The organism is Methylothermaceae bacteria B42 (assembly GCA_001566965.1).
Lineage (GTDB): Bacteria > Pseudomonadota > Gammaproteobacteria > Methylococcales > Methylothermaceae > Methylohalobius.
The window spans coordinates 124,947-151,332 of record LSNW01000032.1 but is presented as its reverse complement, the minus strand read 5'-3'; the positions used below and the strand labels follow the sequence as shown (position 1 = coordinate 151,332).

The 26,386-nt window shown below is 52.5% G+C and carries 26 protein-coding genes and 1 tRNA gene; 17 read left to right on the top strand and 10 right to left on the bottom strand.

Translation table 11 applies throughout. The annotated features are described in order from the left end of the window. Positions 1 to 64 precede the first annotated feature (64 nt). The 3 genes from AXA67_11915 (at position 65) to AXA67_11905 (ending at position 4,094) form a co-directional block, all read left to right on the top strand. Entirely contained in the window at positions 65 to 730 is a 666-nt protein-coding gene (locus AXA67_11915; GenBank protein ID KXJ39761.1) for a hypothetical protein, read from the top strand. Between the two features lie 315 nt (positions 731 to 1,045). After that, positions 1,046 to 2,305, top strand: coding sequence for a glycosyl transferase family 1 (locus AXA67_11910; GenBank protein KXJ39760.1), 1,260 nt, complete (start codon positions 1,046 to 1,048; stop codon positions 2,303 to 2,305). A 49-nt stretch (positions 2,306 to 2,354) separates the two neighbouring features. Then, the gene (locus AXA67_11905) at positions 2,355 to 4,094 is read left to right on the top strand and encodes a hypothetical protein (GenBank protein KXJ39759.1); all 1,740 of its coding nucleotides are present in this window, start codon (positions 2,355 to 2,357) and stop codon (positions 4,092 to 4,094) included. Here AXA67_11905 and AXA67_11900 read toward each other — a convergent pair. From AXA67_11900 to AXA67_11890, 3 genes are read right to left on the bottom strand one after another with little or no spacing between them, the layout of a single operon-like run. After that, on the bottom strand, positions 4,058 to 4,870 hold the full coding sequence (locus AXA67_11900) for an S-adenosylmethionine decarboxylase proenzyme (GenBank protein KXJ40175.1): 813 nt from the start codon (positions 4,868 to 4,870) through the stop codon (positions 4,058 to 4,060). The two genes, AXA67_11905 and AXA67_11900, sit on opposite strands and share 37 nt — an antisense overlap. Positions 4,871 to 4,901: 31 nt before the next feature. Further along, entirely contained in the window at positions 4,902 to 5,327 is a 426-nt protein-coding gene (locus AXA67_11895; GenBank protein ID KXJ39758.1) for a hypothetical protein, read from the bottom strand. Continuing rightward, positions 5,324 to 5,644 carry a hypothetical protein gene (locus AXA67_11890; protein KXJ39757.1) on the bottom strand — a complete coding sequence of 107 codons (321 nt, stop codon included), beginning with the start codon at positions 5,642 to 5,644 and terminating at the stop codon, positions 5,324 to 5,326. The genes AXA67_11895 and AXA67_11890 overlap by 4 nt, the downstream gene beginning before the upstream one ends. 163 nt (positions 5,645 to 5,807) lie before the next feature. On the opposite strand from AXA67_11890, the gene AXA67_11885 reads away from it, so the two are divergent. The 9 genes from AXA67_11885 (at position 5,808) to AXA67_11845 (ending at position 14,996) form a co-directional block, all read left to right on the top strand. Next, positions 5,808 to 6,686 carry a 4-hydroxy-tetrahydrodipicolinate synthase gene (locus AXA67_11885; GenBank protein ID KXJ39756.1) on the top strand — a complete coding sequence of 293 codons (879 nt, stop codon included), beginning with the start codon at positions 5,808 to 5,810 and terminating at the stop codon, positions 6,684 to 6,686. A gap of 6 nt (positions 6,687 to 6,692) precedes the next feature. Continuing rightward, positions 6,693 to 7,292 (top strand): hypothetical protein, encoded by a 600-nt coding sequence (locus AXA67_11880; GenBank protein ID KXJ39755.1) that lies wholly within the window; start codon positions 6,693 to 6,695, stop codon positions 7,290 to 7,292. A 2-nt stretch (positions 7,293 to 7,294) separates the two neighbouring features. Further along, positions 7,295 to 11,194 (top strand): phosphoribosylformylglycinamidine synthase, encoded by a 3,900-nt coding sequence (locus AXA67_11875; protein KXJ39754.1) that lies wholly within the window; start codon positions 7,295 to 7,297, stop codon positions 11,192 to 11,194. Positions 11,195 to 11,294: 100 nt separating this feature from the next. Further along, a complete protein-coding gene (locus AXA67_11870) occupies positions 11,295 to 11,726 on the top strand; it encodes a mechanosensitive ion channel protein MscL (GenBank protein KXJ39753.1) in 432 nt (143 codons plus the stop codon). Between the two features lie 39 nt (positions 11,727 to 11,765). After that, positions 11,766 to 12,173, top strand: coding sequence for a ferredoxin (locus AXA67_11865; GenBank protein KXJ39752.1), 408 nt, complete (start codon positions 11,766 to 11,768; stop codon positions 12,171 to 12,173). An 11-nt stretch (positions 12,174 to 12,184) separates the two neighbouring features. Further along, positions 12,185 to 12,742 (top strand): hypothetical protein, encoded by a 558-nt coding sequence (locus AXA67_11860; protein KXJ39751.1) that lies wholly within the window; start codon positions 12,185 to 12,187, stop codon positions 12,740 to 12,742. A gap of 14 nt (positions 12,743 to 12,756) precedes the next feature. Beyond that, entirely contained in the window at positions 12,757 to 13,194 is a 438-nt protein-coding gene (locus AXA67_11855) for a peptidoglycan-binding protein LysM (protein KXJ39750.1), read from the top strand. Positions 13,195 to 13,228: 34 nt separating this feature from the next. Next, the gene (locus tag AXA67_11850; GenBank protein KXJ39749.1) at positions 13,229 to 13,432 is read left to right on the top strand and encodes a hypothetical protein; all 204 of its coding nucleotides are present in this window, start codon (positions 13,229 to 13,231) and stop codon (positions 13,430 to 13,432) included. 352 nt (positions 13,433 to 13,784) lie between these two features. Further along, positions 13,785 to 14,996, top strand: a complete 1,212-nt coding sequence (locus tag AXA67_11845; protein KXJ39748.1) for a hypothetical protein — start codon at positions 13,785 to 13,787, stop codon at positions 14,994 to 14,996. Here AXA67_11845 and AXA67_11840 read toward each other — a convergent pair. From AXA67_11840 to AXA67_11825, 4 genes are all read right to left on the bottom strand, one after another. Next, positions 14,991 to 15,065, bottom strand: a tRNA-Val gene (locus tag AXA67_11840). The genes AXA67_11845 and AXA67_11840 overlap by 6 nt on opposite strands. A 97-nt stretch (positions 15,066 to 15,162) precedes the next feature. Next, positions 15,163 to 15,378 carry a hypothetical protein gene (locus AXA67_11835; GenBank protein KXJ39747.1) on the bottom strand — a complete coding sequence of 72 codons (216 nt, stop codon included), beginning with the start codon at positions 15,376 to 15,378 and terminating at the stop codon, positions 15,163 to 15,165. Between the two features lie 268 nt (positions 15,379 to 15,646). Beyond that, entirely contained in the window at positions 15,647 to 17,548 is a 1,902-nt protein-coding gene (locus AXA67_11830) for a molecular chaperone HtpG (protein KXJ39746.1), read from the bottom strand. A 111-nt stretch (positions 17,549 to 17,659) separates the two neighbouring features. Next, positions 17,660 to 17,875 (bottom strand): hypothetical protein, encoded by a 216-nt coding sequence (locus AXA67_11825; GenBank protein KXJ39745.1) that lies wholly within the window; start codon positions 17,873 to 17,875, stop codon positions 17,660 to 17,662. Positions 17,876 to 18,035: 160 nt separating this feature from the next. Here AXA67_11825 and AXA67_11820 point away from each other — a divergent pair, with 160 nt between their 5' ends. From AXA67_11820 to AXA67_11800, 5 genes are read left to right on the top strand one after another with little or no spacing between them, the layout of a single operon-like run. After that, a complete protein-coding gene (locus tag AXA67_11820; protein ID KXJ39744.1) occupies positions 18,036 to 20,708 on the top strand; it encodes a hypothetical protein in 2,673 nt (890 codons plus the stop codon). Continuing rightward, positions 20,699 to 20,995 carry a hypothetical protein gene (locus tag AXA67_11815; GenBank protein KXJ39743.1) on the top strand — a complete coding sequence of 99 codons (297 nt, stop codon included), beginning with the start codon at positions 20,699 to 20,701 and terminating at the stop codon, positions 20,993 to 20,995. Before AXA67_11820 ends, AXA67_11815 begins: the two co-directional genes overlap by 10 nt. 15 nt (positions 20,996 to 21,010) lie before the next feature. Next, entirely contained in the window at positions 21,011 to 22,183 is a 1,173-nt protein-coding gene (locus AXA67_11810; GenBank protein ID KXJ39742.1) for a hydrogenase formation protein HypD, read from the top strand. Next, a complete protein-coding gene (locus tag AXA67_11805; protein KXJ39741.1) occupies positions 22,180 to 23,226 on the top strand; it encodes a hydrogenase expression/formation protein HypE in 1,047 nt (348 codons plus the stop codon). The genes AXA67_11810 and AXA67_11805 overlap by 4 nt, the downstream gene beginning before the upstream one ends. Before the next feature lie 17 nt (positions 23,227 to 23,243). Then, on the top strand, positions 23,244 to 24,095 hold the full coding sequence (locus AXA67_11800) for a hypothetical protein (protein KXJ39740.1): 852 nt from the start codon (positions 23,244 to 23,246) through the stop codon (positions 24,093 to 24,095). Here the strand turns inward: AXA67_11800 and AXA67_11795 are convergent. From AXA67_11795 to AXA67_11785, 3 genes are read right to left on the bottom strand one after another with little or no spacing between them, the layout of a single operon-like run. Beyond that, complete coding sequence (locus AXA67_11795) at positions 24,078 to 24,662, bottom strand: hypothetical protein (protein ID KXJ39739.1); 585 nt, start codon at positions 24,660 to 24,662, stop codon at positions 24,078 to 24,080. The genes AXA67_11800 and AXA67_11795 overlap by 18 nt on opposite strands. Next, the gene (gene pcm, locus AXA67_11790; GenBank protein KXJ39738.1) at positions 24,662 to 25,321 is read right to left on the bottom strand and encodes a protein-L-isoaspartate O-methyltransferase; all 660 of its coding nucleotides are present in this window, start codon (positions 25,319 to 25,321) and stop codon (positions 24,662 to 24,664) included. The genes AXA67_11795 and pcm overlap by 1 nt, the downstream gene beginning before the upstream one ends. Further along, entirely contained in the window at positions 25,318 to 26,073 is a 756-nt protein-coding gene (locus AXA67_11785; protein ID KXJ39737.1) for a 5'/3'-nucleotidase SurE, read from the bottom strand. The genes pcm and AXA67_11785 overlap by 4 nt, the downstream gene beginning before the upstream one ends. Between the last annotated feature and the right edge of the window lie 313 nt (positions 26,074 to 26,386).

The following is a 26,386-nucleotide window of genomic DNA, read 5'->3' as shown; positions in this document are numbered from 1 at the left end:
AGGCAAATTTAATTCCCAAAATTTACAACCAAAGCTCTCTGTATTTTTTTAAGGAGATTTTCGAATGAAAAAGAAACTTTTAGCTGCGGCTATCACCCTGGGAATGGGGATTGGCAGTGCGCAAGCAGTTTTAATCGATAATTTTGATGATGGTACCCCCATGGGAGTTATCAATACAGGTTCTGTCGGTCCTCAAACGCCGGCAGCTCCAGGCCAAGCAATTGGGGATCGCAGTATTAGCCTTACTGTTACCCAAGGTACTCCAACACAGTTTACCAATGCGTCAGCCGTAGTTGACCAAGGTAATTATTCTCACAGCAATGGTTCTGGTATCGCTTCCACTAGCGTTGTAAGCTGGAGTGTAAGTGGTGCAGATTTGCTTGCTGGAATTGTTCCTGGAACCGGTGCTTTTCTTTTAAACATCATTTCAATTGATCCAAATAATGTTGACTTAAAATTTACTGTCAACGGTGCAGACGTAGCCAAATCAGGCTTAACTGCTGGTACCCAAACTATTCCATTTAGTGATTTCGGTGGAGTCGATTTTGGGAATGTTAATGAGCTCAAATTAACCGTTATCGCTGATACAAATGCGGATCTCACTCTGGATTTGTTTGAAACCACTGGGCAGCAACAAACTCCAACTCCAGCTCCTGAGCCAGGCATCCTGTTCCTGATGGGCGCAGGCTTGATTGGCATGTTTGGCGCACGCCGCCGTCGCAGCGCCTAAACCAGCGTTATATTGGGGTTAGGTTTTCCCAAACTTTCCCCTCCAAGACGGAAAAGCCGGTGTTCCTAACTGGAATGCCGGCTTTTTATATTTGATCCTTGATTGCCTGACAAAACTCACACCAAAGTAAGTAGGGTGCGCTTGGCGCACCATAGAGTAGCGCATAAAATGCACCCTACTTGGCCTGTTTGTAGAGTTAGCCCACAAACAATAAATTCTGAATTAAATGAATTAACACTGCCCAGACATAGTCAATGAAAGCCAATTGCACTACGCTTTAGTAGCATCCTATAAAGATAAAATTTATTCAGTCCTATGGCGGAAAATATCGGCTTTGTCTCCACCCGTTTTGCCGGCACTGACGGGGTTTCCCTAGAATCGGCCAAGTGGGCCGAGGTACTGTGGGAAGATGAGCATATCAGCTTTTGGTACGGTGGCCGTTTGGACCGGGCGCCGGAGATCAGTCTGTGCATTCCGGAGGCCTATTTTCACCACCCCGATAATGAGTGGATCAACCAAAAATTATGGGGCAACACCCGGCGCCTGCCGGAAGTGAGCCGGCGGATTCGCGATCTGGCGGAATACCTCAAGGAAACCCTGTATGAATTTGTCAACCGCTTCGAGATCACCCGCCTGATTGTGCAAAACGCCCTGACCATTCCCATGCACGTCCCCTTAGGCGTCGCCATTACCGAATTCTTGATGGAAACCGGGCTCCCGACCATTTGCCATCACCACGACTTTTATTGGGAACGGGTGCGGTTTCAGATTTCCCCCATAGCCGATTATCTGGAAATGGCCTTCCCGCCCCGCCTGCCGGGCATGCAACACGTGGTCATCAATCAAGCGGCGCGGGAAGAGCTTTCCTGGCGCAAGGGGCTGTCCTCCATTTTGATTCCCAATGTTCTGAACTTCGACAAACCAGCCCCAACCATCGACGATTATAACGCTGATATCCGCCGGGAACTGGGCCTGGATGACAAGGATATTCTCATTCTTCAACCCACCCGGGTGGTTCCCCGCAAGGGAATCGAGCATACCATTACCCTGCTGCGCATGCTGGGCGACCCCCGCTGCAAGTTGATTTTATCCCACGGCGTTGGAGATGAAGGGGTGGAATACTTCCAACGGATCATGCAACTGGCCCAAGACGAAGGCATCGACGCCCGCTATTTCGGCGATAGAATCAATGACAAGCGTCATCTCGACGACCAGGGGCGGAAAATTTATACCCTGGACGACCTTTATCTCCACGCCGATCTGGTCACTTATCCCAGCTTGTACGAGGGTTTTGGCAACGCCTTTCTGGAAGCGGTGTACTACCGGGTGCCGATTGTCGTCAACCGTTATTCCGTGTTTGCCCGGGATATCGAGCCCAAAGGTTTCCGCCTCCCCATGATGGACGGCTTTGTGGACCGGCATGTGGTGGAAGAAGTGCGCAAAGTGATTAACGACGCTGATTACCGCCAGCAAATGGTGGATCATAACTTTGCGCTGGCGCGGGAATATTACAGCTATCCGGTGCTAAGGTATGGCTTACAGACCCTGATGAGCAACATCATCCATGCCATGTGAATGGTTTTGTGGTACTTTGCTATGAGAACTGAAATCATTGCCGGTGACCATGAAAATTCTGCCCAGCGAAATTCTCCACCGCATCGAGCAGCGCTTCGCCCGTCTTTACGGCAGTCATCACGCACCCAGACTCAGCGCCCGCCTGGCGCAACTACTTAGCCGTTACCCCTGCTCGGAAAAACCGCCGCTGCCTGCTTGGAACCAAACCGACGCCATCCTGACGCTCTTTGCCGATAGTATCTTAAGACCCAAAGAAACACCCCTGCACACCCTGCGGGCATTTCTGCGGGATTATATCGGCGATCGCTTTTCTTGCTTGCATTTACAGCCATTCTTCGAGGCAGACGAAGGGGAAGAATTTGCCATTGTGGATCATCGCCGCGTGGATCCCAGACTGGGAGAATGGGGCGATGTCGAGGCATTGAAGCCCAACTATGCCTTGATGTTCGATCTGGTACTGAATCAGGTTTCCCGGAACAACGTCTGGTTCCGGGATTATGTGGATGGTATTTTCCCGGCCCGGGGGTATTTTGTTTCCCTGGAATCGGATACCAATTTATCAAAGGTGGAAAGCCCTTTCGGTACGCCTGCGCTTTCCTGCATCCAAACCCGTCGGGGACAACGGTATCTTTGGAATACCTTCGGCGGCGATCAGTTCGATCTGGATTTTTCCAACCCCGACGTACTTTTCGAATTGCTTGACATCATGCTGGGCTACGTCAGTCATGGCGCCTCTATTCTGCAACTGGATTCGGTCCCTTTCCTTTGGAAAGATCCGGACAGGTGTTCTGTGGATTTGGAAGAAGATCATGAACTGGTCAAAATCTTCCGCGATGTCCTCTCCATGAGCGCACCCGAAGTTTTGTTGTTAGCTGAAGCGCCAATCTCTCAAAACCGTGCCTTGGGTTATTTTGGCGAAGGTGACGAAAGCCACCTGCTCTATACCCACGCCCTGGGTGGTCTGTTGATTCATGGATTGCTCAGCGGCAGGGCGGAATTCTTGCATCAGTGGTTGGAGAACCTGCCCACACCGCCACCTGGATGTACCTTTGTCAATCAAACCGATGACCCCAACGGCATCGCTCTCAAGCCCCTACAGGGATTATTGCCCCCTGCCGAATTCGATCAGCTTGTGCACTGGCTAAAAGAGCGGGGCGCCTGTTTTCCCGGTCAGGGCGGCGGCCATTTGCCGCCTTTTGAGGCAAATATCAGTTTTTTTGATGCCTTGAGCGAGTCCAACCAGCCGGCAACGGCACTGGCCATGGCCCGGTTACTCGGTGCGCAAACCTTGACTCTGGCATTGAAGGGTATTCCCGGCATCCATTTTCCAAGTTTGGTGGCGGCCCATAGCGATCATCAACGTTGTGAGGTGACGAACAACCCCCGAGCCGCCAACCGCCCCCGTTGGCAATGGAATGACCTGATCCCTCAATTGGAAGACCCGGCCACTGCCCCGGCACAAATCTTTACTGAGCTACTGCGGCGCATTGAGATACGCCGCCGGCAACCGGCTTTTCACCCCGATGCTCCCCAGCATCCCTTGCACCTGAACAAAGGACTTTTCGGTTTCCGCCGGGTTGCCCTTGACGGCCACCAAACCATTGCTGTCGTTGGCAATTTCACCGCGGATGTCCGCCCGATAAAACCTGATTCCTTGATTCCCGACCTGATCCATTATCCTGAAAAGCAAGAACTGCTCAGCGGTCAACCACTGGAAGGAAGAGAAAACCGGGATTTTCTTTTGGAACCTTATCAAACCATTTGGGTGGCCGCTTCCATTCCCTCATAATTGCGGCCATAAAAAATCTCGGCCATTTCTTGCCTAACCTTATTTTCAACCACTGCCCGCTCTTCAGGCGTCAACAGCACGTCATCGGGAGAGAAAAGATAATCATCCAGATCAAATTCCTTGAGCATCATTTTGGTGTGGAAGATATTTTCCTGATAGACGTTGACGTCAATCATCTGGTAGCGGGACTTGGTATCTTCGGCGATGAAATTTTGAATGGAAGTGATCTCATGATCGATATACAGCTTCCTGCCATTCACATCCCGGGTGAAACCGCGGACCCGGTAATCCATGATCACAATATCGGATTCGAAGCTGTGGATCAGATAATTCAAGGCCTTGAGGGGCGAAATCCTGCCACAGGTGGCAACATCAATGTCGGCGCGGAAGGTGCTGATGCCAAAATGAGGATGGCTTTCCGGATAGGTATGCACCGTGATATGACTCTTGTCCAGATGGGCCAGCACAGTTTCCGGCAGCGGCCCCGGGGATTGGGAGTTCGATATCCCGGCGTGACTGACCGCATCCTCGGAAATCAGCATGGTCACGCTGGCGCCTTGAGGATCGTAATCTTGATGGGCAATATTCAGAATATGGGCGCCAATGATATTGGCCACGTCGGTCAAAATTTGCGTGAGGCGCTTGGCATTGTAAGCCTCATCAATATATTCGATATATCTTTGCTGATTGGCCGGGCTGGTGTAGCAGATATCGTAAATATTGAAACTCAGGCTCTTGGTGAGATTGTTGAAACCATGAAGTTTCAGTTTATCTATCAATCCTGTCTAACTCCTAAAAATGAACGCTTTAATCACTGGACAGATCAATCACTTGAAAGTCGTGGCTGATTTCAGCAGCCTTGCCCAACATAATGGAAGCCGAACAGTATTTCTCGGCAGACAGTTTTACCGCCCGCTCCACCGCATTTTCACTCAGACCATGGCCTTTGACAATAAAATGCAGATGAATCTTGGTGAAAACCTTCGGCACGGTTTCAGCCCGCTTAGCGCTGACCTCCACTTCGCAATCTTCCACCGGGTGACGGCCTTTTTTGAGAATATGCACCACATCGAAGGCCGAACAACTTCCCACGCCCATCAACAACAATTCCATGGGACGAACCCCCAGATTCCTGCCTCCGTGATCTGGCGGCCCATCAATGACAATGCCGTGGCCACTGCCCGACTCGCCCAGAAACAGAACATCTTCCACCCACTTGATCCGAGCTTTCATGCTGTCTTACCCAACTTAAAAAGGTGCATAAAAATACCACAAATGCGGCTGGGCGACCATACAAAAATAGTATTCACCTGGACCACGTTATTTAAAGCGTAAAGGATTGATTGGAGGGGCGGGTGGTCTGATTCGAAAGCCACGCCGGCAGGGAAGCCGGCGCTTACAAGGGCGAGCCGGACCGAAAGTCCAGTGGACTTTCGCAGCCGTACGAGCGCCCAAACAGGGAGGTTTGGGCAGGACTTTCTTGCGTAGCAGGATTGCGCAGCAAGAAAGTATTCACGGCGTTTTTCGAAGCAAACCACCCCCCCCGGCATAAATAGATGACGTAGCCCTGTAGTATTCACGCTCTTCCTCTGACCCGGACAATAAGGTTCTGGTTTTCGCGCGGGTAACACAGACGGAAACCGTTGACCTTGTTTTTTATCAGACCCGTCAGTAACATTATCCGATTAAAGTTAATATGGGCACAAGAAATCAATGATTCAAGGCAGTATCGTGGCGTTAGTAACGCCCATGTTTCCCGATGGCAAATTGGACGAAAGTTCATTACGCAAACTGGTGGATTTCCATATCGAGCAAGGCACCGACGCTATTGTCGCCGTCGGCACTACCGGCGAATCGGCCACCTTGGACCATGAAGAACACTGCCTAGTCATTGAATGGGTAATCGACCAGGCCAAAGGAAGAATCCCCATCATTGCCGGCACTGGCTCCAATTCCACTCAGGAGGCCATCGAATTGACCGCTGCCGCAGCCAAGGCCGGCGCCGACGCGTGTCTTTTGGTCACCCCTTATTACAATAAACCCACCCAGGAAGGCCTGTATCGGCATTACAAGGCAGTTGCCGAAGCAGTCGCCATTCCCCAGATTCTCTACAACGTGCCGGGAAGGACCGCCTGCGATCTACTCCCGGAAACCGTCGCTCGCCTTGCCCCTATCGAGAATATTGTGGGCATCAAAGAAGCTTGTAACACCCCAGTTGAACGCGCCCGGCAAATCAGAGAATTGTGTGGCCCTGATTTTCCCATTTATTCCGGTGACGATGCCGCCGCTTGCCAACTTTGTCTGCAGGGAGGCGCGGGGGTCATTTCCGTCACCGCCAACGTGGCGCCCAAACTCATGCATGACATGATTGCCGCCGCCATTGCCGGTAATCGGGAGTTGGCACAATCTCTGGATTCCAGGCTGGCAGCATTGCACCGGACTTTATTTCTCGAGTCCAACCCCATTCCAGTCAAGTGGGCCGTGCATGCCATGGGCTTGATTCCCAATGGCATTCGCCTGCCGCTGACCAGGCTCTCCGAATCCTGTCATGGCGAGGTGCGGTCGGCAATGCACAGCGCTGGCGTCCTTTAAATATTCATGGCAATTCGCGGGATTGTTCTATCTCTGTTTTTTTGCTTTTTGCCGGGTTGTAGTTGGCTGGTTCCCGATCATGACAAAGACTACCTCACTGCAAGTGAATTGCCGCCTCTCAAGCTGCCTTCTGATCTAGCCAACGCGCCAGTTGCCGATGCTGTTCCAGCACCGGAGACTCCAGAAAAAGAGAGCCTTGAACCTGAACCAGATCACCAGTCTATGCCCCCGGTTTCCGAAGGTGGCATGATTCAGCTTAATCAACCTTTCGCCAAAGCCTGGGTCATGACATTGAAAGCCCTAAACCGGTTGAAGCTGGAGGTCTTCAACCGCAACCGTAAACAAGGCATTTTCCGCTTTATCCATAGTTCCATGGAGCAGGAATTGGCAGAAGACCGCGGTTGGGGGGAAGATCTGATGTATTTTTTTACCGGGGAAGGGAAGCTCAGGGAACAGGAATACATGCTTCGGCTTATTCCTGCCGACGGCATAACCCGACTGTATCTGCTTGACGATAAAGGAAACCCCTTATCAGATTCCGCATCCCTCCAGTTACTTAATCACATTCGGGACAAACTGACCGAACTTTCCACCGAAACCGAATAATTATGATTTTACAATTGCCAGGTCCTGCGGCTTTTTCGAGTTTCCGCCTCGACAAACTTCTTGCCAATTTACAAACACAGCTTCCGGGAATCTCCCGCCTGGCCGCCCGGTATGTCCATTATTTGGAAGTAAATCAACCACTGACGGCAGATCAACAACAGGCCCTCTCAAATCTCCTTGACTATGGCCCGGCCGCCACAGCGGATTTTGATGGCGAACATTTCTGGGCCCTGCCCCGCCCGGGAACGATTTCGCCCTGGTCGAGCAAGGCTACCGATATTCTGCATCACTGTGGGCTGGCAATGGTTGAGCGTATTGAGCGGGGCATAGAGTACCGGATTGCCGCCCACGATGGGGAATCCCTGCGCAAACATCGGGATCTGCTGCATCCTCTTTATGACCGGATGACGGAGGTGCTTTACGCCGAAGACGAGCATGTCGATCTATTCAGTCACCGCCCCCCCGCGCCTCTGGTCACCATTCCGATTTTGAATGAAGGCATTCAGGCCCTGGAGCAGGCCAACCTGGCATTGGGACTGGCCTTGAGCGCCGATGAAATCGAGTATTTGTTCCGCAGCTTTACCGAACTGGGCCGCAATCCCAGCGATACCGAGCTGATGATGTTCGCCCAGGCCAACTCGGAGCACTGCCGTCATAAAATCTTCAATGCCCAGTGGACTATCGACGGCAAGTCTCAGCCCCAGTCGCTGTTCGAGATGATTCGCCACACAGCCAGGCAAAGCCCGGCGGGAATTTTATCCGCTTATAAAGACAATGCCGCTGTGATGGAAGGGCCGAAGGCGCCCATTTTTTTGCGCCAGGCTAACGGTCTTTATGGCTACACCCCGGAGGCGGCCCATATTTTGATGAAGGTGGAGACCCACAATCATCCCACCGCCATTTCTCCCGATCCTGGCGCGGCCACCGGTGCCGGTGGAGAAATCCGCGATGAAGGGGCTACCGGCCGGGGCGGTTATCCCAAAGCCGGACTCACCGGATTTTCCGTCTCCCATCTCAAGATTCCAGGATACAGGCAACCCTGGGAACAGGATTTCGGCAAACCGGGCCGGATCGTCTCCGCCCTGGATATCATGCTGGAAGGTCCCATCGGCGCGGCCCGGTTCAACAACGAATTCGGCCGCCCCAATCTGTGCGGCTATTTCCGCACCTTCGAGCAAGCGGTTCCCGGCACCAACGAGCGGGAACTTAGGGGTTACCACAAACCCATCATGCTCGCCGGAGGGATGGGGAATATCCGCGCCTCCCACGTGCAAAAACAGGACATTCCGCCCGGCGCGTTGATTATCGTGCTTGGCGGCCCCGCCATGCTGATTGGTCTGGGCGGCGGCGCGGCATCCTCGCAAGCTTCCGGAGAATCGGCGGAAGAGCTGGAGTTTGCTTCGGTGCAGCGGGCCAACCCGGAAATGCAGCGACGCTGTCAGGAAGTCATCGAACACTGCCGGGCGTTGGGACCGGACAATCCTATCCTCTCGGTCCACGACGTGGGCGCCGGCGGGCTTTCCAATGCGGTACCGGAAATCATCCACGATTGCCTCAAGGGCGGCAAATTCGAATTGCGGCAGATTCCCTGCGCCGATTCCAGCCTTTCCCCCATGCAAATCTGGTGCAACGAATCCCAGGAACGCTATGTGGTCGCCATCCATCCAGATTCCTTGTCCCTGTTTTCCCGTTTGTGCGAGCGGGAGCGCTGCCCCATGGCGGTGATCGGCTGCGCCACGGGCAAGGAGATTCTGCGGGTCCACGATAAATTGTTCGAGAATTACCCAGTGGACATTCCCATGTCGCTGCTGTTTGGCAAGGCCCCCAAAATGCACCGCAAGGTCAAACATTTACCCGCCAATCCGCCGTCGTTCGATTTCAATCAATTGTCATTGCAAGAAGCGGTGGAAAGAGTGCTGCGCTTTCCCGCCGTGGCCAGCAAAAAGTTTTTGATCACCATCGGCGACCGATCCATCACCGGTTTGGTTTGCCGGGACCAAATGGTCGGCCCCTGGCAGGTGCCAGTCAGCAACGTGGCGGTCACCGCCTCCGGATTTCAATCCTTGACCGGGGAAGCCATGGCCGTGGGAGAACGCACACCGGTGGCCATTCTCGATGCGCCGGCTTCGGGGCGTTTGGCTGTGGGAGAGGCGCTCACCAATATCGCCGCGGCCCCCATCGCCCGTTTGAGCGATATCAAACTGTCCGCCAACTGGATGGCGGCCTGCGGCCAACCCGGGGAAGACGCCGCCCTGTTCGATACCGTCAAAGCCGTGGGGATGGAACTGTGTCCTGCTTTGGGCATTGCCATTCCCGTAGGCAAGGACTCACTATCCATGACCACCATTTGGCGCGACCGGCAGGGGGAGAAGCAGATGACCGCGCCCTTGTCCTTGATTGTCTCGGCCTTCGCGCCGGTGACCGACGTGCGCCGCACCCTGACCCCACAGCTCCAACGAGATAGCGACACATTATTGCTATTGATTGACCTGGGACAAGGCAAAAACCGCCTGGGAGGATCGGTTCTGGCTCAAGTCCATGATGCTTTAACCTTGACAGGCTTGGATGCTGCCCACACCACCCCGGACCTGGACAACCCGGAACAATTTGCAGCATTTTTCCAAACCATCCAAAACCTCAACCAAAGCAATTTGATTCTCGCCTATCACGACCGCTCCGACGGCGGCTTGCTGGCCACGGTTTGTGAAATGGCCTTTGCCGGCCGGGTGGGCGTGGATATTGATCTCACCGCTTTGGGAGAAGAGAACCCAATTGCCCCGCTTTTTTGCGAAGAGTTGGGCGCCGTGCTGCAAATCCGGCGGCAAGATGAAGCGGTTGTCATGGAGCAGCTTGCCAGCGCGGGACTGGGAGAATGCAGCCATGTCATCGGCGCCATCAACCTGAGCCAGGAAATCCGTATCCACCATCATCAGCAACGTTTATTTTCCGCCACCCGCGCAAAGCTGGAACAAACCTGGTCCCAAGTAAGTTTCCGCATGCAAGCGCTGCGGGACAACCCTGACTGCGCCGGGCAAGAATTCCAAACCCTGCGAGATGATCAAGATCCCGGCCTCAGCGCCACATTAACGTTTGACCCGCAAGAGGATATCACCGCCCCTTTCGTTCACACCCAACGCCCCAAAGTAGCCATTTTGCGGGAACAAGGGGTAAACGGCCACGTGGAAATGGCGGCGGCTTTCGACCGTGCTGGCTTTGACGCCATTGATCTTCACATGAGCGACATCCTCAACGGCCAGGCAACGCTGGAAGATTTTATTGGACTGGCGGCTTGTGGCGGCTTCTCTTACGGGGATGTTTTAGGCGCCGGCAGCGGCTGGGCCAACGCCATTTTATTCAACCGCCGGGCCCGGGATCAGTTTGAACGCTTCTTCGCCCGGGAAGAGACTTTCGGCCTGGGAGTTTGCAACGGCTGTCAAATGCTGTCTCAAATCAAAACCTTGATTCCTGGCGCGGACCACTGGCCACGCTTTGTGCGCAATCTTTCCGAACAATTCGAGGCCAGACTATCTCTGGTGGAAATCCTCCCCTCTCCTTCAATCTTGTTAAACGACATGGCAGGCTCTGTGCTGCCCGTGGCCGTCGCCCACGGGGAAGGCCGCGCCGACATCGCCGACGACCCCGCTTCCCTGATTGATCAACGTCTGGTCGCCCTGCGCTATGTGGATCACTACGGTAACCGCACGGAAACCTACCCATTCAACCCCAATGGCTCTGCTGGCGGCATTACAGGGCTCACTACCAAAGATGGCCGCTTTACCATTATGATGCCCCATCCGGAACGCTGTTTCCGTACAGTACAACTTTCCTGGCATCCCCCCGATTGGGGACCAGATGGGCCTTGGCTTAGAATGTTCCGAAATGCAAGGCGCTGGATAGCTTGAATTCTTTTTTCCATAGTCAAACTTAGCCTTACATTAAGCCCATATTCAGCCACCCAAGGCTAGGGTGAAGGGTTTTAACGACATGGAAAGGGGGAGAACCATGTTGGAAGAATTCAAAAAATTCATCATGCGCGGCAATGTCATTGACATGGCGGTGGGGATCATCATTGGCGCTGCATTCGGGAAAATCGTTTCATCTTTAGTCAACGATGTCATCATGCCACCTATTGGATTGCTCATGGGAGGCATGGATTTCAGCGATTTATTTATTGATTTGTCCGGCAAGGGCTATGCCACCTTGAAGGCAGCGGAAGCAGCCGGCGCACCCATTATCAAATATGGCGTGTTTGCTAACACGGTGATAGAGTTTTTGATCGTCTCCTTTGCTATTTTCATGATGATCAGATTCATCAACAAATTGCAAAGGCCGGCACCTGAAGCAGCACCCTCCACGAAAACATGCCCAGAGTGCTTGTCGGAAATCCCCATTGAAGCCAAACGATGCAAATTCTGCACTTCAACCTTTGATTAACTGACATAATTATTTAACTACTCATAAGGAGACTGAGTTATGGCGATAGCGTTAAACGAACTGATTGGCATGACGCCAGATTTAGAAGAAAAGCTCAAGGAAGCCGGAATCAGCAACAGTGATCAGCTACTCGAGGCCGCGAAAACCCCTAAGCAAAGGCAAGCTTTAGCTCAACGGTGCGGGGTTTCCGCCCGGGATATTTTAGAACTGGCCAACCGCGCTGATCTGGCGAGAATCAAGGGGATAGGCTCGGCCTATTCCAATCTGCTGGAAAAAGCCGGCGTCGATACTGTCAAGGAGTTGGCAACCCGCCGCGCCGACAATCTTCATAAAAAGATTGAAGAAATTAACGAAAAGGAGCATCTTGTAAAGCAGACTCCTACCCAGTCCCAAGTGGAAGACTGGATTAAACAGGCAAAACAATTGCCCAAGATTTTGGAATATTAGGAGATTAGCCCATGAATTTACTCAATTTAATTCTGGAAAATGGCGGTGACGCTATCATCAGCCAAATGGCCAAAAAAGTCGGCCTGCCGGAAAACCAGGCCAGCCAAGTGCTTTCCATGCTGGTGCCGGCATTGGGCCAAGGCCTGAAACGCAATCTGAACGACCCTTCCCAACTTGGCAACCTGGTAAACAAGATGGCCCAAGGTAATGTCCAGGAAGTTTTGGACAAACCTGAAGTGCTAGCCCAAGACGAAACAATTCAGGAAGGCAATTCCATCCTTGGTCAGCTGTTCGGCAGCAAGGATGTTAGCCGCGCGGTGGCTTCCCAGGTAGCGGAAAAAGCTGGCACCGATCCTAGCATCATTAAACAACTGCTGCCAATGGTAGCAACGTTAGCCATGGGTGCGTTAGGCAAGGAAGGCCAAAAACGGGGGGCCATCAACCCCAACAATCCTACTGCTGTGGTTGAAGAAACCAGTATAACCGCCACTTTCATGGAATTTCTGGATATGGACGATGACGGCAGCGTTGTGGATGATATTTTTAATATTGCACGGAAATTTTTATAAAAAAGGAGATCACTATGGGACTATTTGATTTTATTGCCGATGTCGGCCAAAAACTTTTCACCAGTGACGCGGAAGCCGCGGAAAAAATCAAACAACATATCGAAGCCAACAATCCGGGTATTGAGAATCTGGAAGTTGGTTATCAGGATGAGTCTGCGTTCCTCAAAGGTAAAGCAAATTCCTACGAGGCGGTGGAAAAAGCAATTTTGATGGCGGGCAACATCAAAGGCGTCGCCAATGTGGTCAATGAAATTCAGGTTGAAGAAGCCGCCCCCGCTGAGGCCAACGTGGAATATTATGTGATTCAAAAGGGAGATTCCCTTTCCTTGATTGCCAAGCGTTACTATGGTGACCCTATGGCCTACACCAAGATTTTCGAGGCCAACCGTGAAGTCATCCAGGACCCTGACAAAATTTTTCCTGGACAAAAAATCCGCATTCCACTTTCTTAATCCGCGGAGTTAAACACAAAACAAGGAGCTGAATATGTCAGTAGCTAAAGTCACAGAAATCATTGCTTCCTCCCCCGTCAGCTTTGACGAAGCTGTCAAAGAAGGCGTGGAACGCGCCAATAAAACCCTGGAAAACGTTAAAGGCGCTTGGGTCAGCGACCATAAGGTAGTCCTGGACAATGGCAAAATTGTCGAATATCGTGTCAGACTGAAAGTAACCTTTGTATTAAAAGATTAACTTTAATCCATCCCGTTTGAGGTTAAAACCCAAAAGCCACCATCGCAGGACCGTGTCATTCAAACACGCAAGGTATTGATTGCCGGGGCAGGTGGTCTGATTCTAAAACCTCGCCGGCAGGGAGGCCGGCGTGGAGCCTACAGGGACGTATTTACGGCGTTTTTCGAATCAGACCACCTGCCCCAGCTTAAATAGATGACGGAGCCCTGGCCACCATCGATATGGTGGCTTTTTTAATTCCCCGGGTGTTGTGCGCTATCTTTCAACTCACCAGAGAATCTGGCAACTCTCTTTCCCCCTGATTATTTCTAATTTGTCAGTCCCCCTTTTAGGCATGGTGGATACCGCGGTGATGGGGCGGCTGGATCATCCGGCTTTTATTGGCGCGATTGCCTTGGGCGGGGTCATTTTCAGCTTTCTCTACTGGGGATTTGGATTTTTGCGCATGGGCACCAGCGGTCTAACCGCCCAGGCGTTGGGAGGAGAAAGGTATGGAGAGATTAGACTGGTTCTTGCCCGCGCCATTGTTTTAGCGCTGTTATTGGCAGCCCTTTTGATACTGCTAAGGCAACCAATTGCCGATCTGGCTTTTCAATGGATTCACGCGAGCCAATCAGCAGAAAGTCTGGCTTACCGATATTACGAGATTCGTATTTTCAGCGCTCCGGCCACTTTACTGAATTACGTGCTGATTGGCTGGTTCATTGGTCTGCAAAACACCAAGATCCCCCTGTTTCTGACGGTACTGGCAAACCTCACCAATATCGTCTTGGACATTGTGTTTGTTCTCCATTGGCAGTGGCAGGTGGCAGGCGTGGCCGCCGCTTCGGTGACTGCTGAATATAGCAGCTTGTTGTGCGGTTTAGTATTTGCCGCCCGCAAACTGCGCTATTTCCCCACGGCTTTTGATTGGCGGCAGTTGATATCCTGGGCGGGCTTTCGGCCATTGATAGCCATCAACTTCAACCTGTTTATTCGTACCTTATTGTTGATATTCAGCTTCGCCTTTTTCACCGCCCAAAGCGCCCGCTTGGGAGATGTAATACTGGCCGCTAACACCGTATTGTTAAATTTTCAAAGCTTGATGGCCTATGTACTGGATGGTTTTGCCCACGCTTGCGAAGCGCTGGTAGGAAAATTTCACGGCGCCGGAAACGTTCGTAAACTGCGGCAAACGGTAATAGCCGCGGCACAATGGTCTTTGGGCGGGGCGATTTTATTTTGTATCGCCTATATTTTTGCCGGTGACCGGTTAATCGCCCTGATGACGACCCAAATGGCGGTACGCGAAACAGCAAAATCCTATCAACTTTTTGTTGCCCTGCTGCCGCTCATATCGGTATGGAGCTTTCTCTTCGACGGGGTTTTTGTGGGCCTGACCCGCGCCAGAGAAATGCGCAATGCCATATTCTTGAGCGTCCTGCTAGGTTATCTGCCGGTTTGGTGGTGGCTGCGGGATCTGGGCAATGACGGACTGTGGATTGCTTTTACAACCTTCATGACCCTGCGCAGTCTTTTGATGGGGCTTTATTGGAAAAAAATGCTGAAGGATTGGAATTGGTAGGCGCGGGCAGGATTGAACTGCCGACCTCTGCCGTGTGAAGGCAGCGCTCTCCCACTGAGCTACGCGCCTGAGGGAAGGGATATTGTATTCGTTTTCAGAGAGACTGCAAGAAAAAATAACCAACAGGGAAACGGCTTTCTGCAATTTCCCTGTTGGCTCGAAGCAATTAGCTGCTTTGTTCCGCCTTTTCTTCGTCTTCCACTGTGCTAATTTTCAACGGTTCATAAGCTGGACACCAGCGCAGCACCGCAGTAGCAATGGGGATGAGTCCTACAACCCCCCACCAGCTTTTAAAATAAAGACCCAAGCCGACGATAACCACGCCGGCGAAAATTCTGATCATCCGGTCGGTCTTACCGATATTCGGTTGCAGTTTAAGCATAATAAACCTCCTCTTTTTGCCTTATTATTGAATGGCTCGCCGCAAATTTGCAGCGAGTGGCAATAGAGATTATCACCCAATTCATTAAGATTTGCTAAGGAAAGATTCGATTCTTCAATTTTCTCAGAAGAATCTCGATTCATTCTCAACCCTGTGAGCTACAGAGATGTACCGCTAAAATCAGTTACGTCAATCAATTGATTTCGTACAAGAAACGAAAAATGGAATTTTCGTTTCTTGTACGATGGGAATTTACATAATAAATTGTTCAGTGCTTTTCTAATGTTTGCTGAAGAATTTGGTTCAGCCGTTTAACAAAGGCGGCCGGATCATCCAGTTGCCCGCCTTCCGCCAGTATAGCCTGGTCATACAAAAGCCATACCAAATCCTCAAACCGGCTTGAATCTACTTCATCTTGCAATTGCTTGACCAAGGGATGTTTCGCATTGATTTCAAAAATAGGTTTACTCGTAGGCAATCCCGGCTGACCGGAGGATTTGAGAATGGTTTCCATGCGCCGGCTTAAACCGTAAGCATCCAGTACCAGACAAGCCGGAGAATCTTTCAAACGTTGGCTGAGCTTGACCTCGGCCACCTTGTCGCCCAACACCTTCTTGATTTTCTCCAGGGTGGAAGCAAACGCCTGTTCCACCAACTCGTGGGCCTTTTTCTCCCCTTCATCGCTGAGCTTGCCCAAATCCAGTTCGCCCTTGGCAACCGATTGCAATGGCTTGCCGTCAAACTCCGTCAGATGGGCCACCAGCCACTCATCCACGGGTTCCCAGAGCAACAGCACCTCGATGTCTTTTTCCCGAAAAACCTCCAAATGAGGACTGTTTTTGGCGGCTTGAGGATTTTCCGCCACCAGATAATAGATCTTCTCCTGGCCTTCTTTCATTCGCGAAACATAGTCGGCCAAAGACACATTTTGCTCTTCCGATTCATCATAGGTGGAAGCAAAACGCAGGAGCTTGGCAATTCTGCCCTGGTTTTGGACATCCTCAATAACCCCTTCCTTCAAGACCGTACCAAATGCTTGCCAGAAGGTACGGAATTTTTCCGGATGATTGCGGACCAGATCTTCCAAAAGACCGAGCACCTTTTTCACCGCGCCGGCGCGAATCCGATCCAAGGCTTTGTTTTCCTGAAGGATTTCCCGGGAAACATTCAGCGGCAAACTGTCGGAATCAATCACCCCACGGACAAAACGCAGGTAACGGGGCATCAGTTTGGGATCTTCCATAATGAAGACCCGCCGCACATAGAGCTTGACCCCATGCCGGGGCTCGCGGTCCCAAAGATCAAATGGGGCATGGGAGGGAATATATAGCAACAAGGTGTATTCGTTGGTGCCTTCCACCCGGCTATGGACATGGGCCAGCGGCGGCTGAAAATCGTGGGCGACGTGCTTATAGAATTCTTCGTAATCCTGATTGGAAATTTCTTCCTTGGATCTCGCCCAAAGGGCAGAAGCACTGTTGACCACCTCGTCTTCATCGAGCTTCTTGCCATCTGGCCCCTCTTTTTTCATGACAATGGGCAAGGCAATGTGGTCTGAGAACTTTTTGATGATTTGCCGCAACCGGAAACCATCGAGGAATTCATCCTCCCCTTCCCGCAAATGAAGCGTAACGCTTGTCCCGCGCTGGGGCCTTTCAATCGCCTCAAGCGTAAATTCACCTTCCCCGGCGGATTCCCAGCGCACGCCTTCCGAAGGCGGCACGCCTGCCCTGCGAGTCTCGAGCGTCACCCGGTCGGCGACGATAAAAGAAGAATAGAACCCCACCCCGAATTGGCCAATCAATTGGCTGTCTTTGGCCGTATCACCGGTCATGGATTCGAAAAACTGCCGGGTGCCCGAGCGGGCTATGGTGCCGATATTCTCGATCACTTCCTCCCGGCTCATGCCGATGCCATTGTCACTGACGGTAAGGATACGGGCCGCTTTGTCATAATCCACCCGGATTTTCAGATCGCTATCCCCTTCCAGCAGGGTTTCATCGGACAATGACTGGAACCGCAGTTTCTCGGCGGCGTCGGCGGCGTTGGAAATCAACTCCCGCAGAAAAATCTCCTTATTGCTGTATAAGGAGTGGATCATTAATTGCAGCAGTTGTTTGACTTCGGCCTGAAAGCCAATGGTTTGTCTGGATGAAGAATTCGTACTCATTTTCGGTCAAATCTTGGTATGTTATTGTCGACGTTCAAAAATGGAATCACGAAAAAGCCGGAAATACTCCACTGAATACTTCCGGCTAAATGGGGACTGGAAAGGGCTTTTTCAAGCGATAAATCGATGCCGCCTTGCTTTTTTCAGCGCTTCTTCCTTTTTACGAATCGCCACCATGGGTCGGTTGTATTGAAAAATCATATACACAAACACGCCCATCATAATCACGAATACCCACCAACGCAGCCAGAACAAAATGTGCATGACCTTAAGCACCTCTGGGTGGGTCGCGGCATAGGCATTGAAGGCATCAAAGAACTCAAACATGGGTATTTACCTATTTTCAGCCATTGACTTTTAAAATTTACGCTTGCTTACCATTTAAGTCAAATAGGCCGGTTAGACAGGGCCCCGTCATCTACTCAAGCCGGGGGAGGTAGTCCTAGCCAGTTAGACCTCATTTCACTTTTTCCGGTAATCTAGGTTTATGATTGATTATTCAGCTCCAAGTTCAACCACTTCCTTGGCAGGCGAACAAATCAGAATCCGGGGCACGGTGCAAGGCGTCGGTTTCCGTCCCCTGGTTTGGCGATTGGCCAAGGAAATTGGCATCAAAGGCCGGGTGTTCAACGACGGCGAAGGCGTGGTGATTCAGGCTTGGGCAGGCCAGCGCGCAATCGATGTTTTAATTCAGCGGCTGTTGATGGAAAAACCTTTGCTGGCAAACATTGAGGCAATAGAAAGCCAAAAGCTTAATAGTACCAATCATCCGGATGACTTCCAGATTGTCGCCAGCCAAAGCGAAGCTGCCTTAACCGGCATCACACCCGATGCCGCCACTTGCCCGGCTTGTCTTGAAGAAGTGTTCGATCCCCATAACCGGCACTTCCATTATCCTTTCACCAATTGCACTCAATGCGGCCCGCGCCTCTCCATTATCAAAGCCATTCCTTATGACCGGGCCAATACCAGCATGGCGGCTTTTACCCTGTGCCCGTCCTGTCAACAAGAATATGACAACCCGGCGGACCGCCGTTACCATGCCCAACCCAATGCTTGCCCGGAATGTGGCCCCAGAGTTTGGTTGGAAAAGCCGGAAAAGGTGATTTCCAGCAATCACTATGAGGCCATCGAACTTGCCCGCACCTTGTTACGCCAAGGAGAAATCGTCGCTATCAAAGGCATTGGCGGCTATCACCTGGCTTGTGACGCCACCAACCCTGTGGCCATTTCCTGGCTCAGGCGACACAAGCATCGAGACGCCAAACCTTTCGCCCTGATGGCCCGGGATCTGGATGTCATTCGCCGCTATTGCTTGGTTTCGGAAGCAGAAGCACAGTTGCTGACCAGCCCGGCAGCGCCCATCGTGCTTCTGGAAGCCAGGCCAGGGCTGTTGCCAGATACCATTGCGCCCGGACAAACCACCCTGGGCTTCATGCTTCCCTATTCTCCACTGCATCATCTCCTGCTCAAACCCTTGGATAGTCCAATCGTACTCACTTCGGGGAACATGAGTAATGAGCCTCAGTGTATCGATAATGATGAAGCAACTACTAGCCTTAAGAGAATTGCATCCCATTTTCTGCATCACAACCGGGAAATCATCAACCGGGTGGATGATTCAGTCGTCCGTGTGATGGATGGGGAACCCCGGGTACTGCGGCGGGCAAGGGGTTACGCGCCTACTTCTCTGACATTGCCGGAAGGATTTGAGCCCTGTCCCGATCTATTAGCCATGGGTAGCGAGCTCAAAAACACATTTTGCGTGGTGAAGAAGGGTCAAGCGATTTTGTCCCAACATATTGGTGACCTGGAAAACGCGGCAACCCTAGCCGATTATCAACGCCAACTTGCCCTCTACCAACAGCTTTACCAGCATCATCCCGTTCAAATCATCGTGGACGCCCACCCTGAATATCTTTCCAGCAAAGTGGGAGAGCAGCTGGCTCAGAGCGAAGATATTCCGTTACGCAAAGTACAGCATCATCATGCCCACATTGCCGCGTGTCTTGCTGAACATCAGGTGCCGTTATCGGCAAAGCCAGTGCTGGGCATCGTTTTGGACGGGCTGGGGTATGGCGAAGACAATACTTTATGGGGAGGAGAATTTTTACTCGCCGATTATTGCAACGCCCGGCGCTTGGGCATCTTCAAGCCCTTCCCCTTGATGGGCGGCATTCAGGCTATCCGCCAACCCTGGCGTAACACCTACGCCCATTTGCTGGCGGGGATGGATTGGGCGGCTTATGTCAGCAAATACCGCGATCTCGAACTTACCCGGTATCTTTTGACCAAACCCTTGGCAACCTATCAGACCGTGCTCGACACCCCTGCTTATTCGCCGCTGACTTCCTCTTGCGGGCGCTGGTTTGATGCGGTGGCTGCTGCCCTTGGTATTTGCCGGGAAAACATTAGTTATGAAGGCCAAGCGGCCATGGAATTGGAAGCGATCACTGATAGAAAGGTGTTATGGGAGGAAGCAGATACCCACGCCTATCCTTTTGCCATCCTGACCCCACCTGATACCCTTCCCCATATTGATCCTCACCCGATGTGGCGGCAATTGCTGCAAGATCTCAAATCCAACCTGCCCGCTCCCGTCATTGCCGCGCGTTTCCACAAAGGATTGGCCATGGCTATCGTCACCATGGTGGAAACCCTGGCCGGTCATCACCCATCATTATCAGGGCTCCGTGATCTATTCATTCCGGGGCGGGTGGTCTGTTTCGAAAAACGCCGTGAATACTTTCTTGCTGCGCAATCCTGCTGTGCAAGAAAGTCCAGCCCAAATATCCCTGTTTGGGCGCTCGCCCGGCTGCGAAAGTCCACTGGACTTTTGGTCCGGCTCGCCCCTGTAGGCTCCACGCCGGCCTCCCTGCCGGCGAGGCTTTCGAATCAGACCACCCGCCCCTTCAATCAATCCTTTACGTGTTTAGATGACGTAGTCCAGCCATCATTATTCGAAAAAGTTGTCCTTAGCGGCGGAGTTTTTCAAAATAAACATTTGCTGGAACAGGTTGTGGCGCGCCTCAAACAAGCGCATTATAAAGTTTTTACCCACCGGCAAATTCCCGCCAATGACGGTGGCATTGCGCTGGGGCAAGCTGTCATTGGCGCGGCTCGTAATTTATCTGGCGCGGAGGACAAAACATGTGTCTAGGCATCCCCGGTCAAATCGTCGCCATCATCGATAAAGAAAACAACCTTGCCACGGTCAATATCGGCGGTGTGAAAAGACCCGTCAACATCGCCTGTATCGTCGATGAAGATCATCCTGTGGAAGCGTGTCTCGGTGATTGGGTATTGGTTCATGTCGGCTTCGCCATGAGCCGGATTGACGAAGTGGAGGCACAATCCACCTTGAGATTGCTCGATGAGCTGGGGGAATTTCAAGCAGAAGCGGATAACATTACCGCCCCAACTTCTCCAATTCCCGGCAGACAATAATTGCAAGGCTGCGGCATGAAATACATTGACGAATTCCGGGAGCCCCAAAAAGCCAAGGCCCTGATCCGGGAAATTCATCGCCTGGCCGAACAACTATCCCACGGTCAAACTCGTCCCATCCGCTTGATGGAATTTTGCGGCGGGCATACCCATACTATTTTCCGCTATGGGATCGAACCCATGCTCCCCGATTCAATCGAACTCATTCACGGACCCGGCTGCCCGGTTTGTATTTTGCCTAGGGATCGGGTGGATGCCTGTATTGCGCTTGCCCAACGCCCGGAAGTAATTTTCACCACCTTTGGCGACGCCATGCGGGTACCGGGCAGTGAGAAAAGCTTGCTTCAGGCCAAAGCCGAAGGCGCGGACATCCGCATGGTGTACTCGCCTCTCGATGCATTGACTCTGGCAAGAAAGCACCCAAACCGGGAAGTGATATTCTTTGCCCTTGGGTTTGAAACCACCATGCCCAGCACAGCTCTGACGGTGTTGCAGGCGAGGGCTGAAAATATTGGTAATTTCTCCCTGTTTTGCAACCACGTGACCACCATCCCCACGCTCAAAACCCTGTTGGACTCGGAAGATTTCGAGATCGACGGTTTTATCGCCCCGGGCCACGTCAGCATGGTGATTGGCGAAAGGCCTTTTGACATCGTTGCCAACCGTTACCAAAAACCCATTGTCATTACCGGCTTTGAACCCCTGGATATCCTCCAGTCCCTTTGGATGCTGCTCAAGCAATTCCATGAAGGGCGCGCAGCGGTGGAAAATCAATATACCCGGGTCGTCAGCGAGCAAGGCAATCCGACCGGGCTGAAAGCCATGGCGGAGGTATTCGAAGCGAATGTACACGCTGCCCTACGCGGGCTTGGCATGATTCAAAATTCCGGGGTTCGCATAAGGGAAAAATATGCCGCTTTCGACGCCGAGCGCAAATTTCCCCTCGCCGTCCTGAAACCGGTTTCAGAGGAACCTCATCAGTGCGCAGATGTACTCAAAGGCGTTCTCCACCCGTGGCAATGCCCCTTGTTTGGGCGCCAGTGTACGCCAGAAACCCCCCAAGGCGCGCTGATGGTATCCTCCGAAGGGGCTTGCGCGGCTTTTTATAATTTTGGCCGACGGGAAAAAATCGACCGCCGGGAAAAAACCGTTCAGCCCAGCATCTCCTTGATGGGTAAAGCATCATGAAGCCCAAAAACACCGCAATCCACGCCGACACCGTTACCCTGGCCCACGGCAGTGGCGGCCGGGCCATGCGGGAATTAATCAGTGGAATTTTTGTCGCCAGCTTTGCCAACCCATATTTATCCCAGATGGAAGACCAAGCCCGATTATTGCTGGCCAAACCCATGGATGAAGGCGATAAGCTGGCTTTGACCACGGATTCTTATGTGGTGGATCCCCTGTTTTTTCCCGGTGGCGATATCGGCCGATTGGCTGTGGCCGGCACCGTCAATGACCTGGCCGTCGGCGGTGCGAAACCCCTGTATTTGAGCTGCGGCATGATTATTGAGGAAGGGATGTCGGTAAGCGATCTCAAACGGATTGCCGATTCCATGAAGGCCACCGCCGACGAAGCCGGGGTGGCCATCGTCACCGGTGATACCAAGGTAGTCAACCGCGGCGCCGCGGATAAGCTTTTTATCAATACCACCGGCATCGGAATTATTCCTTCCCGGTTTCAAATCGGCGCCAATCGCGCCCAACCTGGCGATAAAGTGCTTATCAATGGTTTTGTCGGGGATCATGGCGCCGCCATTGCCGATGCCCGGGGTGAAATGGCTCTGGAATATACCATCGCTTCTGATTGCCGCCCTCTCAATGACTTGATTGCCGCCATGCTTAAAGCCTGCCCCGATATTCACTGCCTGCGCGACGCCACCCGGGGAGGGATCGCCACCGTTTTGAATGAATTCGCCCAAGCCAGCGAAGTGGGTATCCACCTGGATGAAAGCGTGATTCCGGTGCGGCAAGAAGTCCGCGGTCTTTGTGAAATTCTTGGCCTGGACCCTTTATACTTGGCGAATGAAGGGAAAATTGTTGCGGTGGTGCCGGCGGAAAAATCAGCCGAGGTGCTAAACGTCATGCAACGTCACCCAGCAGGCCGTCACAGTGCCATCATCGGGGAAGTGAAAGCCTCGCCCAAAGCCACAGTAATTTTGACTACCCGGTTCGGAGGGGACAGAATTGTGGATATGATGGTAGGCGATCCGTTGCCCAGAATCTGTTAAATTGAGGAGGTATTATCATGTGCGCCACTTGCGGATGCAGCGATCATAACAATGTCAGGATAGCCCGCCTGGATAACGCCAATACGGCGACTATCTATCTGACTGCCTCACCGAAGATAAGTCATGGTCATGGACATGAACACCACCATCACCACTGCCATCCGTCCGGACATAACCATCATCATTCACCGCCCCAGGAACGCACCATCAATTTGGAAGCAGCGCTACTGGCAAAAAACGATCAGTTGGCCAGGCAAAACCGCGACTGGCTCCAGGAACAGCATATTCTGGCGCTGAATTTAGTCAGCTCCCCGGGTGCCGGTAAGACCACGTTACTGGAGCGCACGCTCCGGGATTTGGGCGACACACTTTCCTTGAGTGTTATTGAAGGCGACCAGGAAACCGCCAACGATGCGCAGCGGATACGGTCAACGGGTTGCCGGGTGATTCAAATCAACACCGGCGCGGGTTGTCATTTGGATGCAGAAATGATTGCCAATGCTCTCGAAAAATTGGCTCCCCCTGCCAAATCCATCGTGATGATTGAAAATGTGGGCAACCTAGTATGCCCCGCCCTGTTTGACCTGGGCGAGCAAAGCAAGGTGGTGATTCTGTCAGTGACGGAGGGCGAAGATAAACCCATCAAGTACCCCCATATGTTCCGGGCTGCCAGGTTAATGCTCATCAATAAAATCGACCTGCTTCCTTATGTCGATTTCGATGTGGCGCAATGTATTCAATATGCCCGCTCGGTCAATCCCGATATACAGGTTCTGCTGGTTTCCGCCACCAAAGGAGAGGGTTTAGACAAGTGGTATAAGTGGATCCGAAAGCAAATAACCGGAAACCAATCAGCCGCGCGCGAGTAGGCGGTAGCCCAGCAAACCAACCGCCACGACTATGACAGCGATCCAGCCTATGCGGTTGATATGGCGGTAGAGCCCCTGTTCCAAACGCTCTCCGCCCCAAGCCACCAAACCAGCGACCAGAAAAAACCGGCCACCCCTGCCTATCAAGGAAGCCAGTAAAAACAGCACGGGATTCATCGCCATCGCGCCGGCGGCAATCGTGAATACCTTGTAAGGAATGGGAGAAAAACCTGCCAAAAACACCGCCCAGAATCCCCAGCGCTGGAACCATTGGCGGGCGGTGCTGTACGCTTCCCAATAGCCTAATTGGTGGATCCAGGGGGTGACGATTTCCATGGCGAAATAGCCAATCCCATAACCCAGCATCCCCCCCAATACAGAAAAAATAGTGGTCAGCAGCGCCAGCCGCCAGGCTTTTTTGGGCTCGGCCAAGGCCATGGGGACGAGCATGATATCAGGTGGAATGGGGAAAAAAGAAGATTCGGCAAAACTCAACCCGGCCAGAAACCAAGGCGCCCGGTGGTGACGGGCCCATGCCATGGCCTTGCGGTAAATGCGGTCAAACATCAGCCCCTGCCTGCCATCAGGGGCACGAACTTGACTCGCTCGATGTCCTCCACTTCACAACCCTTGGCGCTCCTGACGATGCGCTTTAAGACTTGATCCCGGCCTTCTCCCACGGGAATCACCATGACCCCGCCCAGCGCCATCTGCTGTAACAGGGCTTCGGGAATTTCCGGCGCCGCCGCGGTCACCACAATGGCGTCAAAAGGAGCGTGTCTGGGCCACCCCCATCCGCCATCGCTGTGGTCATATTTGACGTTGTAGATTTTTAATTCATAAAGCCGGAAACGGGCTTTTTTCTGTAACGCCTCAATTCTTTCCACGGTATAAACGGTTGTCGCCAAGTGGGCCAGCACCGCGGTTTGATAACCGGAACCCGTCCCCACCTCCAGCACTTTGGCGGGTCGACGGCCGCCAATGGCCAATTCCGTCATACGGGCGACGGTAAACGGCTGGGAAATGGTCTGGCCGAAGCCAATGGGCAAGGCGGTATCTTCATAGGCGCGGCTGGCGAGGGCTTCTTCCACAAATAAATGGCGGGGAACCTGGGCCATGGCCTCCAGTACTGCGGGATTCATAATTCCTTGTTGTTTCAGCCGCCGGATCATCCGCTCCCGGGTGCGGCGTGATGTCATGCCAAAGCCTTGCCGCGCCTGGATCATAACGCTTCCTCTTTTGGCAGCCAGGAAGCAATCGCGTCAATGGCGTCATAGCGGGTCAAATCAATTTGCAGTGGGGTTACCGACACATAATTGGCGCGGATAGCATAAAAATCCGTGCCCGGACCTGCATCTTGCTCGGGACCGGCAGGCCCCACCCAATAAATGGTGCGGCCACGGGGATCTTGGTCTTTAATCACAGGTTCGGCCTTATGCCTTTGCCCTAGGCGAGTGGATTGAAAACCCTTGAGCATGGATAGCGGGATATCGGGCACATTGACATTCAAAATCGTATCCCGGGGCAAGGGTTTTTCCTGAATCCGGTCAAACAACCGCACTGCCACCGCCGCCGCGGTATCAAAATGGCTGGGGTCTTCTCCCGCCAGGGATATGGCGACCGCCGGCAATCCTAAAAAGCGGCCTTCGGTCGCTGCGGCTACCGTGCCCGAATATAGGACGTCATCACCCAGGTTCGCACCGTGATTTATACCTGCGAAAACCATGGCCGGCTCTTCTTCCAACAGGCCGGTAATGGCCAGATGCACGCAATCGGTGGGCGTGCCGTCCACGCGAATAAACCCGTTTTCAGTGATGCTGGCCCGCAAGGGCCGGTCCAGGGTGAGCGAGTTGCTGGCGCCACTCCGATTCCTGTCCGGCGCCACGACCACCACCGATGCACGGTTGCTCAGCGCCTCCGCCAGATAAACCAATCCCTTGGCGGTGTAGCCGTCGTCATTACTTAATAATATTTGCATCAATGATTTTCCTGTTCAAAGCTTTCGTCTTGACGCAAAAGCATGCTCTGACACTTCGAGTCCATCTCAACCGGGACATGGACCGGCTTTTGGGAAACGCCGTAAACTCATCCTTGAGGGCTTGATGGCGGCCATCCAGGCCGCCAACATTCCCAAAAGCCGGTCCATGTCCCTCCCTAAACAATGCCTATTGGAATGCGTTCTTAGAGATAGCTGACCCGTTAATTCTCATAGGATTTTGATCACAAAAGAACAAATTTGCAAATGATACACAAAATCCAGATGTAAATCGCATCGTCCTGATTATTATACA